15 protein-coding genes are annotated in these 13233 nt (G+C 62.5%); 8 read left to right on the forward strand and 7 right to left on the reverse strand.

What is annotated here, in order from left to right; all coding sequences use genetic code 11:
- Positions 1-196 precede the first annotated feature (196 nt).
- Positions 197-1516: a sugar ABC transporter substrate-binding protein gene (locus tag WDB86_RS18200; RefSeq protein WP_341486006.1), complete on the forward strand. Its 1320-nt coding sequence runs from the start codon at positions 197-199 to the stop codon at positions 1514-1516.
- A 61-nt stretch (positions 1517-1577) separates the two neighbouring features.
- On the opposite strand, the gene WDB86_RS18205 is transcribed toward WDB86_RS18200, so the two are convergent.
- Positions 1578-2267: a helix-turn-helix domain-containing protein gene (locus WDB86_RS18205; protein ID WP_341486007.1), complete on the reverse strand. Its 690-nt coding sequence runs from the start codon at positions 2265-2267 to the stop codon at positions 1578-1580.
- 74 nt (positions 2268-2341) lie between these two features.
- Here WDB86_RS18205 and WDB86_RS18210 point away from each other — a divergent pair, with 74 nt between their 5' ends.
- Both WDB86_RS18210 and WDB86_RS18215 read left to right on the forward strand, forming a co-directional pair.
- Positions 2342-3655: a hypothetical protein gene (locus tag WDB86_RS18210; protein ID WP_341486008.1), complete on the forward strand. Its 1314-nt coding sequence runs from the start codon at positions 2342-2344 to the stop codon at positions 3653-3655.
- An 8-nt stretch (positions 3656-3663) separates the two neighbouring features.
- Positions 3664-4470 carry a tetratricopeptide repeat protein gene (locus tag WDB86_RS18215; RefSeq protein ID WP_341486009.1) on the forward strand — a complete coding sequence of 269 codons (807 nt, stop codon included), beginning with the start codon at positions 3664-3666 and terminating at the stop codon, positions 4468-4470.
- A gap of 69 nt (positions 4471-4539) precedes the next feature.
- Here WDB86_RS18215 and WDB86_RS18220 read toward each other — a convergent pair whose 3' ends face one another.
- Positions 4540-6837, reverse strand: a complete 2298-nt coding sequence (locus WDB86_RS18220; protein WP_406737092.1) for a sialate O-acetylesterase — start codon at positions 6835-6837, stop codon at positions 4540-4542.
- Positions 6837-7097, reverse strand: a complete 261-nt coding sequence (locus WDB86_RS18225) for a hypothetical protein (RefSeq protein WP_339109820.1) — start codon at positions 7095-7097, stop codon at positions 6837-6839. The genes WDB86_RS18220 and WDB86_RS18225 overlap by 1 nt, the downstream gene beginning before the upstream one ends.
- A gap of 436 nt (positions 7098-7533) precedes the next feature.
- Between WDB86_RS18225 and pqqA the strand changes: the two genes are divergently transcribed.
- Genes pqqA through pqqE form a run of 5 tightly spaced genes read left to right on the forward strand, consistent with a single transcriptional unit; the run spans position 7534 to position 10710 of the window.
- Complete coding sequence (gene pqqA / locus WDB86_RS18230) at positions 7534-7632, forward strand: pyrroloquinoline quinone precursor peptide PqqA (protein ID WP_330629620.1); 99 nt, start codon at positions 7534-7536, stop codon at positions 7630-7632.
- A gap of 27 nt (positions 7633-7659) precedes the next feature.
- On the forward strand, positions 7660-8556 hold the full coding sequence (gene pqqB, locus WDB86_RS18235; protein WP_341486011.1) for a pyrroloquinoline quinone biosynthesis protein PqqB: 897 nt from the start codon (positions 7660-7662) through the stop codon (positions 8554-8556).
- Entirely contained in the window at positions 8553-9299 is a 747-nt protein-coding gene (pqqC, locus tag WDB86_RS18240) for a pyrroloquinoline-quinone synthase PqqC (RefSeq protein WP_341486012.1), read from the forward strand. Before pqqB ends, pqqC begins: the two co-directional genes overlap by 4 nt.
- Positions 9296-9571, forward strand: coding sequence for a pyrroloquinoline quinone biosynthesis peptide chaperone PqqD (gene pqqD, locus WDB86_RS18245; RefSeq protein ID WP_330629617.1), 276 nt, complete (start codon positions 9296-9298; stop codon positions 9569-9571). Before pqqC ends, pqqD begins: the two co-directional genes overlap by 4 nt.
- A complete protein-coding gene (gene pqqE, locus WDB86_RS18250) occupies positions 9568-10710 on the forward strand; it encodes a pyrroloquinoline quinone biosynthesis protein PqqE (RefSeq protein WP_341486013.1) in 1143 nt (380 codons plus the stop codon). The genes pqqD and pqqE overlap by 4 nt, the downstream gene beginning before the upstream one ends.
- Before the next feature lie 118 nt (positions 10711-10828).
- On the opposite strand, the gene WDB86_RS18255 is transcribed toward pqqE, so the two are convergent.
- The 4 genes from WDB86_RS18255 to WDB86_RS18270 form a co-directional block, all read right to left on the reverse strand.
- Positions 10829-11602, reverse strand: a complete 774-nt coding sequence (locus WDB86_RS18255; protein ID WP_330629615.1) for an L-iditol 2-dehydrogenase — start codon at positions 11600-11602, stop codon at positions 10829-10831.
- A gap of 99 nt (positions 11603-11701) precedes the next feature.
- A complete protein-coding gene (locus WDB86_RS18260; protein ID WP_330629614.1) occupies positions 11702-12424 on the reverse strand; it encodes an EI24 domain-containing protein in 723 nt (240 codons plus the stop codon).
- Between the two features lie 10 nt (positions 12425-12434).
- Positions 12435-13040 carry a nitroreductase gene (locus WDB86_RS18265; protein ID WP_341486014.1) on the reverse strand — a complete coding sequence of 202 codons (606 nt, stop codon included), beginning with the start codon at positions 13038-13040 and terminating at the stop codon, positions 12435-12437.
- Positions 13037-13225: a hypothetical protein gene (locus tag WDB86_RS18270; RefSeq protein WP_406721727.1), complete on the reverse strand. Its 189-nt coding sequence runs from the start codon at positions 13223-13225 to the stop codon at positions 13037-13039. Before WDB86_RS18270 ends, WDB86_RS18265 begins: the two co-directional genes overlap by 4 nt.
- Between the last annotated feature and the right edge of the window lie 8 nt (positions 13226-13233).

Raw genomic sequence — 13233 nt, forward strand, 5'->3', positions numbered from 1 at the left:
TCAAGAATTTCAGTCATATTTTTAAATCACACCAGACGTCATTTTTTATTTGCGTCAAAAAGCAACAAACAATAGCGTAAAGAGGCGAACAACGACCCGACAGTCTGATCCGGAGGAGCCTTGGGCCGCATATAGCCTGCTATATGCCAGCCCGAAGCGGATCACCTGTCACGATATATCAGGGAGGATATTACCAATGACCCTTCGCATGCCCCATCTCGGGCTTGTTACAACCGCGCTCGTCCTTCTGGGGGCCGGCATGGCCTCTGCCGAAGAAACGATCACCATTGCCACCGTCAATAACGCCGATGTCACGCGTATGCAGCGGCTGACCGGCGTCTTCAACAAAGAACACCCCGATATCCACATCAACTGGGTGGTCCTCGAGGAAAACCTCCTGCGCCAGCGCGTCACACAGGATATCGCCACCAATGGCGGCCAGTTCGATGTGGTGACCATCGGCAATTACGAGGTGCCGATCTGGGCCAAGCAGGGATGGCTGAAGCCGCTGGACAACCTTCCGGCAAGCTATGATGTCGATGACCTGATCCCGTCGGTTGCGGCCAGCGCCTCCTACGAGGACAAGCTCTACGGGCTGCCCTTCTATGCGGAATCCTCGATCACGATGTATCGCACCGATCTGGCGAAGAAAGCGGGCGTCACCATCCCCGAAAAGCCGACATGGGCCGAAATCACTGCGGCGGCAAAGGCAATGAACGATCCGTCGGCAGGGGTCTACGGCATCTGTCTGCGCGGCAAACCGGGCTGGGGGATCAACACGTCCTTCCTGACCTCCATGACCAATTCCTATGGCGGACGCTGGTTCGATATGGACTGGAAACCGCAATTCGACAGCCCCGAATGGAAAGAGGCTTTGGATAAATATCTGGAGCTGATGAAAAACTACGGCCCGCCCGGCGCCGTGGGCAATGAATTCAACGACAATCTCGCGCTGTTCGAAACCGGCAAATGCGCCATCTGGATCGATGCCAGCGTCGGTGCTTCGGTGATCACCGATCCGAAAGAGGCGAAATTCGCGAAGGATGTCGGTTTTGCGCGCTTCCCGCATAAAGACGGCGTGGACAATTACGGCAGCTGGCTCTGGGCATGGACCTTGTCGGTTCCGGCAAGCTCCAAACACGCACAGGCCGCCGAAACCTTTATCAGCTGGGTCACGTCGAAGGACTACACCGATCTGGTGGCCCGCGAGGATGGCTGGGGCCATGCTCCGCCCGGCACCCGCCAGTCGCTTTATGCCAATCCCGAATACCGCAAATCCGCACCTTTCGCGGATGTGACGCTGGACTCGATCAAAGCGGTCGATGTCAAACATCCCTCGGTGCAGGACGTGCCCTATCTTGGCACGCAATGGGTCGGTATCCCCGAGTTCCAGGGCATCGGCACGGCGGTTGGGCAGGTCTTCTCTTCGGCGCTGTCCGGCCAGATCACGGCAGAACAGGCGCTGTCGCAGGCCCAGACCCTGACCGAACGCGAGATGAAACGCGCAGGCTACTAAACCCCTCTAGATCGAAGGCCCCCGCCAGCCGGTGCGGGGGCCTTTGTTCCCACACAGCCCGTCACACGGGTTTTTGCGCCGAACGGGCCGCCAGCCCCGCCAGCAGGATCTCCAGCCGGTCAAGGATCTCTTCGGCCTGCATGTGGCGATCCACGGGGACCGTGGGGCGGCGTTTGGGCAACAACACCCCGAACACCAGATCCAGCATCATCCCTGCCACCCGCTCGGGCTGCGCCTGCGCCACCCGTCCGGTCTGCATCTCGTCTTTCAGCCAGACCACAAGCGTTTCGCGAAACTGCAGGATCCGGCCGTCGTAAAGCAGCGCGTTCAGCGTGGGCAGCATCAAACTTTCGCGATGGATCAATGCCATAAGGGTATCTCTTTCGTCAGCATGGCGCGCGTCAAGATCCAGCCGGAACACCCGCCGCAGCAGGTCGCGCAATGGCAGGGTCTCTCCGTCAGGGCGGGGCAGACCAAGGATCAGATGGCGGCGGGACTCGATCGTGGCGGCAAAAAGCGCCTGTTTATCCGAGAATTGCTTGTAAAGATCGCGCTTCGACATGCCCGCCTGCCGCGCGATATCGGACATGGTGGCACGGGCAAACCCCTTATCGATAAACGCTGACATGGCCGCCGCAAGGATCTGCTCCTGTCGGGCCTCGTCCGAACGTTTTTTGGGACGCCCGCGCGAGGCTGTTTTGGCCTTCGCCCCATCCTCGCCGCCCATTGACATCGTTTCTATGTCCCTCATTTAAGGAACCGATCAGGTTCCGGTTTATTCAGGTGGTAGCCGGTCGGCCTGACACGGTTTGGAAAGGACCCAGCATGACGACACGTCGTAACTTTCTTATCGGCCTTGGTGCAAGCGGCCTTGTCACCAGCCTTTCGCTTCCGGCTCTGGCCGGCACTCCCGCCCCGCTTAAAGCCATTGCGATCACGAAAGTCTATGGTGACGGTCTGCGATTTGTCGCCATCGCGCTGGAATATCCGCAAAGCCTCAGCGCCGATATGATCAAGGCATCGGACTTCTCCGTCGAGGGGCGCAATATTACCGATGTGTTTCCCGCCACGGCCGCAGATCCGGACAGCCGCAGCCAGAGCGGCAAGTTCCTCATCATCGCGCTGTCCCCCGATGATGCGGCCGCCCGCCTGAAACAGGAAGACCAACCCCAAGCCATGCCTGCGGCGGCCTCCCAGACCGACGGGGCAGCCGCCGCGGGCAAGAAGCCGCACTGGTCGGCGGGCGACCCCAATGACAGCGGCGTCACATGGGCCACTCCGCAGGCCACCATTGCCACGCCCGAAGGGGATGTCACGACCTCTGGTGTCGTCAATCTGGTTCTGGATGCGTTCGAACAACGGGTCTGGAACGACCCCGAGACAGGCGATAGCCTGCCCTATAACCTGTTCATCCCCAAAGACTATGACCCCGCCAAGACCTATCCTCTGGTCAACTTCGTGCCCGATGCAGGGGCCACCAGCACCGATCCGCTGATGACGCTGAAACAGGGGCTGGGGGCCATCAGCTGGGCCTCGCCGGAAGATCAGGCGGCACGGCCTGCCTTTGTGCTGGCCCCGCAATATGCGGAAATCATCGCGGATGATGACAACCGGACGTCGTCCATGCTGGAGACCACGCTCAATCTGATCAAGGCTTTGGGCGAGGAATTCCCGATCGACCCTGCGCGGCGCTACACAACGGGGCAGTCCGGCGGTGGCATGCTGTCCATGGCGATGAATATCAAATATCCCGATTTCTTCGCGGCAAGTTTCCTTGTTGCCTGTCAGTGGGGGCCGGAACTTGTTGCCCCTATGGCGCAGAACCGGCTGTTTATCGTGACCTCGCAAGATGACCCGGGCGCGTTCCCCGGCCAGAATGCCGACACGGAAGCCCTGGAAGCCGCAGGGGCGCATGTGGCCCGTGCCATCTGGGATGGCCGCTGGGATGACGACCAGTTCCAGTTCGCCTTCGATGCGCTGATCGCGCAGGGGGCACGGATCAATTATGTCAGCTTTGCCAAAGGCACCGTCATTCCCGCAACCGATAACGGGCAGGGCGCCGCCGGTCATCGCAACACATGGCGCCTGGCCTATTCCATCGCGCCGATCCGCGCATGGATCATGCGCACCGATATATGAGGCCGAACATGAAAGCTTTCGCGATTGATCCCCCCTCCCGCATGCTGGTGCGCGTGCTGGTGCCGGTCTTCGTCCCCGTGCTGGTCAGCCTGACCACCCCTGCTCTGGCCGATATGCGCACGCCCTCGGATCCGACCATGCGCGCGGCCAAAACCGCAACGGATCAGGGAGATCTGGCGCAGGCGGTGACGCTGTATAAAGAGGCCGCAGATCAGGGACAGGCCAGTGCCGCAAGCGAGCTGGCCCGCCTGTATCTGGAGGGCGGGACCGGCCTGACCCCCGATTATGCAGCCGCCGCAGACTGGGCGGAACGCGCTGCACAGGGCGGGGATAGCCGTGGCTATCTCTATCTTGGCAAGATCTATATGGACGGGTTGGGCGTGCCCGTGGATACCGCCAAAGCCAAGGACTATTTCCACAAGGGCGAGGCAGCCGGTGACATGAAAGCTCCGCGTTATCTGGGGCTTATCGCCAAGGCTGAAGGCGATGACAAAACCGCCGCCACATGGTTTGCGGAAGCGGCCGAGGCAGGGGATATCACCAGCCAGTTCTATCTCGGGCAGGCCTATGAAACGGGCGCAGGTGTCCCGCAAGACTACACGCAGGCGCTTTACTGGTATCGGAAATCCGCCGCACGCGATGATCTGATCGGCTCCAATGGCATGGTCGGAGAAGCGGGGCTTTACGCACGCGGACTGGGTGTGGCGCAAGATCCGGCACGGGCCAAGGCGCTTTACACGAAGGCTGCGGCCTTCGGCAACCCCAAGGCGCAGGCCGCACTGGCGGCCCTGCCCGACGCCGCAAGCGCCCCCTGAAAAGGACGATCCTCCCGCAGGGCCGGCAATGCCCTGCGGGAGGAGACCCGCTCTTCCTGTCACCAACACTCAGCCCAGCGTCACCCCACGCGCGCCCAGACGTGCCACCGAACGCTCATAGACCGCCTGCAACCCTGCCTGATCCAGCGCCTGCCCTTGGAACAGGATCGCCTCGGCAATATCATAGGCATCCGCAAATCCGGCATAGCGCAGCGGCCCCAGCCCGATTGTGGCAATGGTGGCAATGTCACGGGTCTGCGTATCGCTTTTGAACACCGCCCCGCCCGAAGACCCACGGAAATAGCTCTTGCCCGTGGGAGACACGGTCATGGCGACAAAACTCCACCCTTCGGTCACAAGCGGCGATGCCGCCTCGGCAACGATGGCATCATTGGCCCCCGCAGTCTTGGCGTTGAAATACAGCGCCCCGCCATTCTCGAACATGCCCCAGCCGTGATTGCCCGTCCCGGGGCCGGACAGCGAGCCGCCCAGAATGCCCTGACCACTGGCCCCGCTTGTCGCCCGTAACGCCAGACAGAGCGTGAAGCTCTCCGCATCCAGAACCGGTGTCTCGACGCCGCCATTATCACCCTGCATGGTGGTGATATGGCTTTGCGACACGGATGCGGGGGCTGTCAGAAGCGGGTTTGCGCCCGCGATATCGCTGTGGCCGGGATTGTCTGCGCCAAAAAGGTAATGCGCTGTGGCCGCTGTCTCCAGCGGCAGGCTCTGCTGTGCGACACCGATCGTGATCCCGCGCGCCGCCAGACGGGCGGTCGAGCGTGCCGCCAACGCCTCCAGTTCGGTCTCGGACAGCGCACGGTCATAGACCAGAAACTCCGCCACATCGACCGCATCGCTGATACCCGTATAATAGCGCGACCCGATCGCGATGGCTTTCCCCGTAGGCGTTGCCCGCGCGATGGCCTGCGTGGCAAATTGCGCAGCGGTCCCATCATGCAGATAGGCCGACATGCTGGCCGCATCGAGCACCATTGCCACAAAGTTCCAGCCGTTCTCGACAAAAGGCGTCGGCGTGGCCAGCGGCATGAGGGTATTGCCGCCCGCATCGTTCTTCTGGTTGAGATACAGCGCCGAGGCCGCCCCATTGTCAAACAGCCCCGCCCCGTTGAACCCCTCGCCCAAGCTGGTGTTGGACCCGAGAGTGCCGAAATAGACGGTAGAAGGATCGCTTGACGGGTTGCGGATCACAGCACACAGCGTCATCTGCGCCGTCTCGGCCAGCGGCGTTTTCAGCCCGCCCCCATCGCCCGTGCGGGTGCTGATATAGCCCTGCGCCCGCGCACCCGGTGTTTCGCTCAGCGCATTGGCGCCCCGCAAATCGGTATCGGCCACATTATCCTCCCCAAAGAGATAATGCGCCACAGCATCGGCCTCGGCTTCGGCAACCAGCGTGATCTGATGGCTCTGCGCGCGGGTCAGGGCCTGCGCATAGCGGGCACCCAGCACACGGCTCGAGGCCGCGTCCAGATGGATGCCATCCGTTTTCAGCGTAAGATCCGAGGCGTCGACATAGGCGCTATAGGACCGCCGGTTGGGCAGATCCGCATGGATCGCGGCAATCTGCGACAGATAGGGCCAGCCGCTGCCCACCGCCGAGGAGAACCCGCCCACGATGACCGGCGTGCTGGCCTCCATCACGGTGATCTCGCTTTGCAACCCCGCCAGCATGGCATCAAAGCGGGCCTCATAGGCGGTGGCCGCCGCCGCAGCCTGCGCATCGCTTTCGCCCTGATGCCACAAAACCCCCGCCAGCACGCATTCGGGATGTGCCGCAAAAAGCGCATTGGTATCGGCCACCGTCGCCGCATAAAGATCATCGCCGGGATTCCAGCGATTATCGACAAAGCCGGTATTGCCCACCGCCCGCGGCACCAGCACAAGCGGCTCGCGCGGGTTTGCCGCCATATAGGCGCGGGCAAAGGTCACCGCAGGGCCGAAAACCTCGCCATTCGACAACCACGGGTCATCGAAATCCAGCTCGGACGTCTCCTCGACCAGAGCCAGTTCCCCCGCCCTTGTCCATTGGCGCACCCCCGCAGGGAACCGCCCGAGCCCGTCATAGAGGTTGCGCCCGACCATATTGGATTGCCCCAACAGCAGGAACACAGGCACCTGCTGCGCCAAGAGAACACGCGGCGGTCCCAACGCGACGACCCGCACTTCCTGATGGGCCGCGACCGGAAGGGTCAAGGGCAGGGTGGTTTCCTCGGTCCAGCTGCCGCCCCCATCGACCGACCAGCGGAACCCCAGCCCCGCCCCGCCGACCGTCACCGTGCCATCCCCGTTGCGGCGCAACGACACGCCCGCGCCGCCCGACATAAATCCAGATCCGATCCCGATCATCAGTACAGCCCCACCATCTCGGTGGCAGTGGTGCCGCTGGCCCAGACGCGGCGGATACGCAACCCGTGAATGCCCCCCGCCGCAATATTGGTGAATGTCACGGTCTGACCACCGGCCAGCGTCACCCGTAGATCCCCGCCCTGCCCCAGATAGATACCGCGTGTGACCTGCGCCAGATCCGCGTCGTCATCGGGCGCGATCGCAAATCCGTTCAGCGCCGGTCCGGTCAGGCTTGTAATTCCGTGATAGTCGTCCGCCATGAAAGCCTCCTGCGTGGAAATCCGGTTCAGGATCAGAGGGGCGGCTGAACAAAGCGTAAGACCACCGCACGTTGCGCCGCGGAGCCGCAAATCATCCGCTTAACTAGAGACATGGGCGCATCCTGCCCGACAGGGCACAATGCCGGCGAAGACGTTGGAAAAAGTCTTTCATCATGAAAAATCGGCAGCTATCGGGCCGAACCGCTTGCCTTGCAGGAAGCCGATGCCCACAGATGACCTGAGGGAATATCGTCGTAACAGGATGGTCAAGGCAGGCGCAGCGGACCGCCCATGCACGGGATGACCCCGAATCTTCCGAAGGACGACATGATTTCCTTGCCCGAAGGTGAAGCCGAACATGCGACCTTGGTATTATTGTCGCGCCAGTGCCGATATGCAGAAATCATCAAACGGGAGCCTTATGGGAGGAGACATCATGGCTTGGAAGAAACCTGTCCTGCGCGAGATCGATTGCGGCATGGAAATCAACATGTACGGCCCGGATTCCGGGGATGAAGGCGGCGTTCTGTTCTAAATCCGCCTGAACGCTGGGGCCTGCACCATGTCGATCAAGCTACGCATCCTCGGTGCGGCAGCCGGTGGCGGCTTGCCCCAATGGAACTGCGGTTGTGATAATTGCAATGCGGCACGTGAAGGCCGCATTGCGCCACAGACGCAAAGCTCGGTCGCGGTCAGCGGGAACGGGCGGGATTGGGCGGTGCTGAATGCCTCTCCCGACATCCGTACGCAGCTGGCGGCCACACCCGAACTGCATCCGACAGGGCTGCGGGAGATGCCATTGCGCTCGGTTCTGGTGACCAATGGCGATATCGATCATGTGGCGGGCCTGCTGGTCTTGCGCGAAAGCCAGCCTTTCACGCTTTTCGCCACAGCCGATATTCACGGAACGCTGGCCGCGAATCCGGTCTTTGATGCTTTGCGCGCCGATTGTGTGACGCGGACCGCCGTGCGGCTTGACCAGCCTTTCGACCTGGCCCCAGACCTAAGCGCCACACTCTTCGCCGTGCCGGGGAAAGTGCCGCTCTATCTGGAAGGCGCAGAGGTCGAGACCGGCCTTCTGGGCGAACAGACCGTCGGGGTCGAGCTGCGTGCGGGCGGCAGGCGCGCCTATTACATTCCCGGTTGCGCCCATGTGCCCGACTGGCTGGCCACAAAGCTGGCAGGGGCGGATCTGGTGATGTTCGACGGCACCTTATGGACCGATAACGAGATGATCGCGGCGGGGCTCAGCCAGAAAACCGGACAGCGCATGGGGCATATCTCCATCTCGGGGCCACAGGGCAGCATGGCGCAGCTTGCCCGCCTGAATATCGCGAAAAAGATTTTCGTCCATATGAATAACAGCAATCCCGTGCTGGACCCCGCCTCGCCCCAGACCGCCATCGCTCAGGCGCAGGGCTGGATCATCGGACGGGACGGGATGGAGGTGTCCTTATGACCCAGACACGCGAAGAGTTCGAAGCCCGCCTGCGCCAGATCGGGGCCGAACGCTATCATGACAAACATCCCTTTCACGACCTGCTGCATGGGGGCCGGTGCACCCCCGATCAGGTGCGGGCATGGGTGATCAACCGCTATTACTACCAGCACACGATCCCGATGAAGGATGCCGCGTTCATGAGCCGTGTCGAAGATCCTGCCCTGCGCCGCGCTTGGCGCTCGCGCATCGAAGATCATGACGGGCATGGCGAAAACGAGGGGGGGATTGAACGCTGGCTGCGTCTGGCCGATGCCGTCGGCCTCGACCGCGCCTATGTCGCCGCGCGGGAAGGGGTGCTTCCGGTGACCCGCTTCGCCTGCGACGCCTATCTGCGCTTTGTGCGGGACAAGACCCTGCTGGAGGCGGTGGCCTCTTCGCTCACCGAACTTTTTGCCCCGAAAATTCACGCCAACAGGATCGAAGGGCTTCTGCAACATTATGATTTTGCGGATGAACGCGCCCTGTCCTATTTCAAGCGCCGCCTGTCCGAGGCCCCGAAAGACGTGGCCTTCGGGCTGCAATGGGTGCTGGACCATGCCGATACGCAGGAAAAACAGGATGCGGCGGCGGCGGCGCTGGAGTTCAAGACGGATGTGCTCTGGGCGCAGCTGGACGCGCTTTATTCGGCCTATGTCACGCCTGCTCGCATCCCCCCCGGCGGCTGGCAGCCCGGCACATATCTGCGGGCGGTGGCGGCATGATCGCGGCGACAGCCGTGCCGGTGATCCCGCGCGGTGTGCGCCTGCACCGTGACCGCGTGCGCGACCGCTGGGTCCTGCTGGCACCGGAAAAAACCATTGCCTTGGACGAGATCGGCCATGCCATCCTGACCGAGATCGACAACCACACAGATTTCGCAACCCTTGTCGGGCGGCTGGCCACGAAATACGATGCGCCAGAAGACGAAATCGCACCGGATGTGGCGGGGTTCATCTCCACGCTTGCCGCGCGCCGTATTCTGGAGGTTGCATGAGCCAGATCCCGCCCCCGATGGCCATGCTGGCCGAACTGACCCATCGGTGCCCGCTTTCCTGCCCCTATTGTTCCAACCCGCTGGAACTGACCGCGAAAGATCGCGAGCTTGCGACAGAGGACTGGCTGCGTGTCTTCCACGAGGCCGCAGATCTGGGCGTCTTGCAACTGCATCTCTCCGGTGGAGAACCCGCCGCGCGGCGGGATCTGGCCGATCTGGTTGCAGGGGCGCGGGCTGCGGGGCTTTATACCAACCTCATCACCTCGGGGATCGGCCTGACCGAAGCGCGGCTGACCGCGCTCGCAGAGGCCGGGCTGGACCATGTGCAGCTCTCGTTGCAGGGAATGGATGCCGCCACGGCCGACAGGATCGGTGGTTATCGCGGCGGGTTCGACCGCAAGATGCAGACGGCAGAATGGATCGGTGCGCTTGGCCTGCCGCTCACGCTGAACTGCGTCTTGCATCGTCAGAACCTGCACCAGCTGCCCCGTGCCCTGGAGATGGCCGTCGAACTGGGCGCGCGCCGGATCGAGGTGGCCATCGTGCAGTTCTATGGCTGGGCCATGCGCAACCGCGCCCCTCTCATGCCCACCCGCGAACAGGCCCGCGAGGCAGAGCGCCTTGTCCGCGAGGCGCGCATCAGGCTGAAAGGCACGCTGGTTGTGGATTTCGTGCCCGCCGATTACCACGGTGACTTCCCGAAACGCTGCATGAATGGCTGGGGCTCTGTCGGGCTGAACATCACGCCGGAGGGCACCGTTCTGCCATGTCATGCGGCCCAGACCCTGACCCATCTGACCTTCCAGTCGATCAGGGACCATGGGCTGCGGGAGATCTGGTATGACAGCCCCGCCTTCAACGCCTATCGCGGCACCGAATGGATGCAGGAGCCCTGCCGGTCCTGTGAACACAAGCTCAAGGATCTCGGTGGCTGCCGGTGTCAGGCGCTGGCCATCGCCGGAGATGCGGCCGCCGCAGACCCTGTCTGCCAGAAATCTCCGGCCCATGCACAGATGCAGGCCCTCGCGGAGCAGTATTCCACACAGGCTCCCTCACCGGCTTCCTCACGGGCCGCAGACATGGTAGACCACACCGATCTTGTCTTTCGCGAAAACGCGGCCAGCGTCACTGCATCCTGACGCGCCCCGAGGCGATCGGTCTGCGCGCACGCGGCCCCGAACGCTTTCGGGAAACGCAAAAAGGCACGACATGCAGAAGGCCTGCCGTGCCTTGGATGCGCCGCAGCGCGTCAGAGCCTCAGCTCATCCACTGGCCACCATCGACATTATAGGTTTGCGAGACGATGTAATTCGCCTCTTCGGAGGCCAGAAACACCGCCATCCCCGACAGATCCGACGGTTCGGCATAGCGGCCTGCGGGCACACCGGCCTCGACCTCGGCCTTTTTCTGGCCAAGCGGCTTGCCCTCCAGCTTGGCAAACATCGCATCCACATGCGCCCAATGTTCGCCATTCACCACACCGGGGGCGATGGCGTTGACATTGATCCCGTGCTTGATGAGGTTCAGCCCTGCCGATTGCGTCATCGAGATCACCGCCGCCTTGGTCGAACAATAGACCAGCACCAGCGGCTCGCCACGGCGTCCCGCCTGCGAGGCCATATTGATGATCTTGCCACCATGCCCCTGCGCGATCATCTGCTTTGCCGCCGCCTGCATGGTGAACAGCGTCCCCGCGACATTGACGGCATAAAGCTTGTCATAGCTTGCGCGGGTAATATCAACCGTTTCCGCCGCATCGAACAGCGCGGCATTGTTGATCAGGATATCCAGCTTGCCCGCCGTCGCCACGACAGCGGCAATCGCGGCGTCGATACTGTCCTGCGAGGTCACATCCAGCTCGACCGCATAGGCTTGCGGCCCCAGCTCGGCGGCGGTCGCTTCGGCGGCGGCCAGATTGATATCGGCAATCGCCACCCTTGCGCCTTCGCGGATATAGGCTTCGGCAAAGCCCCGCCCGATGCCGCGCGCCGAGCCGGTGATCAGGGCGGATTTGCCCTCGAGTCGTTTCATAGATGATCCTCCAAACGGGCCCAAACCGCCCCTTGGCGGCCAGTTTTATGCGACCGCCAGAAAATGGCAACATGGCGCAGGCCCCTGCCGTGAAGGCAGCTAGAGCGAGGAGAGAACCCGCGGCCTCGGCACCTGCCCCGTCAGGCGGTGATAGAGATGGGTAAAGGTCGCCGCCCCGAGCACCGGCACCACCAGATTGACCACCGGAATGGTCAACACCACGGCCATCAGCGCGCCGGTCATCCAGACCGTCCAGCGATGCTTGAGATACAGCGCCTGCACCTGTTCCTTGCGCAGACGGCGCGCCGCCGCCATCTGGAAATATTCCCGCCCGAGCAGATAGCCGTTCAGCCCGAAAAACAGCAGCGGTGCAAAGGGCAGAATGAAGAAATAGACCGTGAAAGCGACAAGGTTCGCCACGATCACCACGCCCAGAAAGCGCAAACTATCGGCGATGGTCTCGGCCAGCGTGAATTTGCGGATCTGCGGCAGGTCGGGGTAATGGGCCTCTTCGACCAGCGCCGCCACATCCTCCAGAAAGAGGCCGGTAAACGCCGAGGCAACGGGGATCATCAGGAAGATCGACAGCACCAGCATCAGCCCGATGGTGGCCAGCGACGCGACATCATTGACGAAACCGATCTGGTAATGGGTGAAAGGCAAGGTGAAATGGTCGGGGGTGATCGCCCCCACAACCCATGTGAACAGCACCGTGACAAGCACCAGCAGCCCGACCGAAAGCCCGACGCCCAGCCCCAGCACTTTCAAGGCGCCGGGCCGGAACACATCTTCCACAGCATGGCGGATCGACGAAAAGATCATGGGCTGGCCCTTACTCGGTCACATAGCTGGTGATGCGCGCCAGATCGGGGCGCGGGCGGTCAACGGGCGTAACGCCCTCGGTGCCGATATGGACAAAGCCCGCCACCCATTCCCCGTCTGCCAGCCCCAGCACATCGCGCCCGAAAACCGCATTATGCGCAGCCCAGCCCGACAGCCAGCTTGCCCCCCACCCCGACGCCAGCGCGGCGCAGAGAAGCCCGTAACAGACAGCCCCTGCCGACAGGGTCTGCTCGATCTGCGGAATCTTGGCGCTGTCAACGGGGGCGCTGATCACGGCCACGCAAAGATGGCTGTCCCCGAACTGCTTGGCCGCCTTTTCGACGTCAACGGGGGCAAGACCTTCGGCCTGTGCAGCCGCCGTCGCGGCCTTGGCCAGACGTTCAAGCGCCGCACGACGCAATACGATAAAGCGCCAAGGCTCCAGCTTGCCATGATCGGGCGAACGCGCCGCGATCTCCAGCATCGGTTGCAATGCCGCGTCATCGGGCACCGGCGCCACAAGCGTCTTGGCCGGACGCGAACGGCGGGTTTTCAGAAACTCCAGCACTTGCGGATGCATGATTGCCGGATTGATTGCTGCCTCTTGCACGGTCATTGTCGGGCCTCCTGTCCATCATCCGCCCAGATATCGGGGGCTTTGTCCCCGAATTCAACCGCTTCATTTATCGGCGCCACAACAACACGCCCCGCCAGCAAGGCCCCTGCGAAGGGCGAAAACGCATAGCAGCGGTTGCGCTGCTTCACGGCTTCGTGCTCTATGGTGAACAGCACGTCTGGCAATGAAGGTT

This window comes from Thioclava sp. GXIMD4215, assembly GCF_045291555.1.
Classification (GTDB): Bacteria; Pseudomonadota; Alphaproteobacteria; order Rhodobacterales; family Rhodobacteraceae; genus Thioclava; species Thioclava litoralis.